The 3,400-nt window shown below is 55.4% G+C and carries 2 rRNA genes; both read left to right on the top strand.

The features are described from left to right. The first annotated feature begins 5 nt into the window (after positions 1-5). Positions 6-3,148, top strand: a 23S ribosomal RNA gene (locus AC6CH8_RS22760). A 162-nt stretch (positions 3,149-3,310) separates the two neighbouring features. After that, positions 3,311-3,400, top strand: a 5S ribosomal RNA gene (gene rrf / locus AC6CH8_RS22765); the annotation flags it as partial.

Genomic DNA, 3,400 nt, shown 5'->3' on the forward strand with positions numbered 1-3,400 from the left:
TGTGTGGTCAAGTTTTTAAGGGCACACGGTGGATGCCTTGGCATTAGGAGCCGAAGAAGGACGTAGGAATCTGCGATAAGCCTGGGGGAGTTGATAACCGAGCGTTGATCCCAGGATGTCCGAATGGGGAAACCCCGCACAACGCTGTGAGGTGATTGTGTGACCCGCATCTGAACACATAGGGTGCGTGGGGGGAACGCGGGGAAGTGAAACATCTCAGTACCCGCAGGAAGAGAAAACAATAGTGATTCCGTTAGTAGTGGCGAGCGAACGCGGATCAGGCTAAACCGTTTCCATGTGTGATAGCCGGCGGGCGTTGCATGGGCGGGGTTGTGGGACTTTCCGTTCTGGTTCTGCCGGACCAGTGAGGTGAGGTGCAGGCATAGGTGAACGGTCTTGAAAGGCCGGCCAGAGAGGGTGTGAGCCCCGTAACCGTAATGTTGTGCACGGCCTGGGGAGTATCCCAAGTAGCACGGGGCCCGAGAAATCCCGTGCGAATCTGTCAGGACCACCTGATAAGCCTAAATACTTCCTAATGACCGATAGCGGACCAGTACCGTGAGGGAAAGGTGAAAAGTACCCCGGGAGGGGAGTGAAACAGTACCTGAAACCGTGTGCTTACAATCCGTCGGAGCCAGTCTGATTCTGGTGACGGCGTGCCTTTTGAAGAATGAGCCTGCGAGTTAGTGTTACGTCGCGAGGTTAACCCGTGTGGGGTAGCCGTAGCGAAAGCGAGTCTGAATAGGGCGAGTGTAGTGGCGTGATCTAGACCCGAAGCGGAGTGATCTACCCATGGCCAGGTTGAAGCGACGGTAAGACGTCGTGGAGGACCGAACCCACTTCAGTTGAAAATGGAGGGGATGAGCTGTGGGTAGGGGTGAAAGGCCAATCAAACTCCGTGATAGCTGGTTCTCCCCGAAATGCATTTAGGTGCAGCGTTGCGTGTTTCTTGCCGGAGGTAGAGCTACTGGATGGCCGATGGGCCCTACAAGGTTACTGACGTCAGCCAAACTCCGAATGCCGGTAAGTCAGAGCGCAGCAGTGAGACTGTGGGGGATAAGCTTCATAGTCGAGAGGGAAACAGCCCAGACCACCAACTAAGGCCCCTAAGCGTGTGCTAAGTGGGAAAGGATGTGGAGTTGCGAAGACAACCAGGAGGTTGGCTTAGAAGCAGCCATCCTTGAAAGAGTGCGTAATAGCTCACTGGTCAAGTGATTCCGCGCCGACAATGTAGCGGGGCTCAAGTACACCGCCGAAGTTGTGGATTTCACATAATGCCCTAGCCTTCGTGGTTCAGGGGTGTGGAGTGGTAGGGGAGCGTCGTGTGGGCAGTGAAGTCGCGGTGGAAACCAGCGGTGGAGCCTACACGAGTGAGAATGCAGGCATGAGTAGCGAAAGACGGGTGAGAAACCCGTCCGCCGAATGATCAAGGGTTCCAGGGTCAAGCTAATCTGCCCTGGGTAAGTCGGGACCTAAGGCGAGGCCGACAGGCGTAGTCGATGGACAACGGGTTGATATTCCCGTACCGGCGAAAAACCGCCCATGCCAAGCGGGGGATACTAACCGCCCGGAGCCTGCCCGCTCACCCTTGTGGTGTTGTGGGTTTTGGCCGAGCGCGGGACCTGATCCCGGGAGGTAAGCGTATTAACAGGTGTGACGCAGGAAGGTAGCCGGGCCGGGCGATGGTTGCCCCGGTCTAAGGATGTAGGGTCAGGGATAGGCAAATCCGTTCCTGTGTGTTTCGAGCACGATCCTGAGATCTGATGGGACCCCCGTATGGGGGGATCCGGTGATCCTATGCTGCCAAGAAAAGCATCGACGCGAGGTTTTAGCCGCCCGTACCCCAAACCGACACAGGTGATCAGGTAGAGAATACCAAGGCGATCGAGAGAATTATGGTTAAGGAACTCGGCAAAATGCCCCCGTAACTTCGGGAGAAGGGGGGCCTGCCCCGTGATGGAGACTTGCTCTCCGTGAGCGGGTGTGGGCCGCAGAGACCAGGGGGAAGCGACTGTTTACTAAAAACACAGGTCCGTGCGAAGTCGCAAGACGATGTATACGGACTGACTCCTGCCCGGTGCTGGAAGGTTAAGAGGACCGGTTAGCCACTTGTGGCGAAGCTGAGAATTTAAGCCCCAGTAAACGGCGGTGGTAACTATAACCATCCTAAGGTAGCGAAATTCCTTGTCGGGTAAGTTCCGACCTGCACGAATGGAGTAACGACTTCCCCGCTGTCTCAACCATAAACTCGGCGAAATTGCAGTACGAGTAAAGATGCTCGTTACGCGCAGCAGGACGGAAAGACCCCGAGACCTTTACTATAGTTTGGTATTGGTGTTCGGAGTGGCTTGTGTAGGATAGGTGGGAGACGTTGAAACCCGGACGCCAGTTCGGGTGGAGTCATCGTTGAAATACCACTCTGGTCACTTTGGACATCTAACTTCGGCCCGTGATCCGGGTCAGGGACAGTGCCTGATGGGTAGTTTAACTGGGGCGGTTGCCTCCTAAAAAGTAACGGAGGCGCCCAAAGGTTCCCTCAGCCTGGTTGGCAATCAGGTGTCGAGTGTAAGTGCACAAGGGAGCTTGACTGTGAGAGAGACATCTCAAGCAGGGACGAAAGTCGGGACTAGTGATCCGGCGGTACATTGTGGAATGGCCGTCGCTCAACGGATAAAAGGTACCTCGGGGATAACAGGCTGATCTTGCCCAAGAGTCCATATCGACGGCATGGTTTGGCACCTCGATGTCGGCTCGTCGCATCCTGGGGCTGGAGTAGGTCCCAAGGGTTGGGCTGTTCGCCCATTAAAGCGGTACGCGAGCTGGGTTTAGAACGTCGTGAGACAGTTCGGTCCCTATCCGCTGCGCGCGCAGGAAATTTGAGAAGGGCTGTCCTTAGTACGAGAGGACCGGGACGGACGAACCTCTGGTGTGTCAGTTGTACTGCCAAGTGCATCGCTGATTAGCTACGTTCGGATGGGATAACCGCTGAAAGCATCTAAGCGGGAAGCTCGCTTCAAGATGAGATTTCCATACACATTATGTGTGAGAGGCCCCCAGCCAGACCACTGGGTTGATAGGCCGGATGTGGAAGCGAGGACTAAAGACTCGTGAAGCTGACCGGTACTAATAGGCCAACAACTTACACCACACAAAACACTGCACGCGTCCACTATGTGGTTCCCGAACAACAACCCGCTTGTTCCAGGAACAAAACACAACTAAATAACAACACCACAGTTGTAACCACCACAGATTTCCCACCCCGAAAAAACGCCCACACCAGGCAAAACACGGGAACGGGTAACAAGGTTACGGCGGTCATAGCGTGGGGGAAACGCCCGGTCCCATTCCGAACCCGGAAGCTAAGACCCACAGCGCCGATGGTACTGCACCCGGGAGG

It is taken from the genome of Paenarthrobacter sp. GQ52 (genome assembly GCF_059759005.1).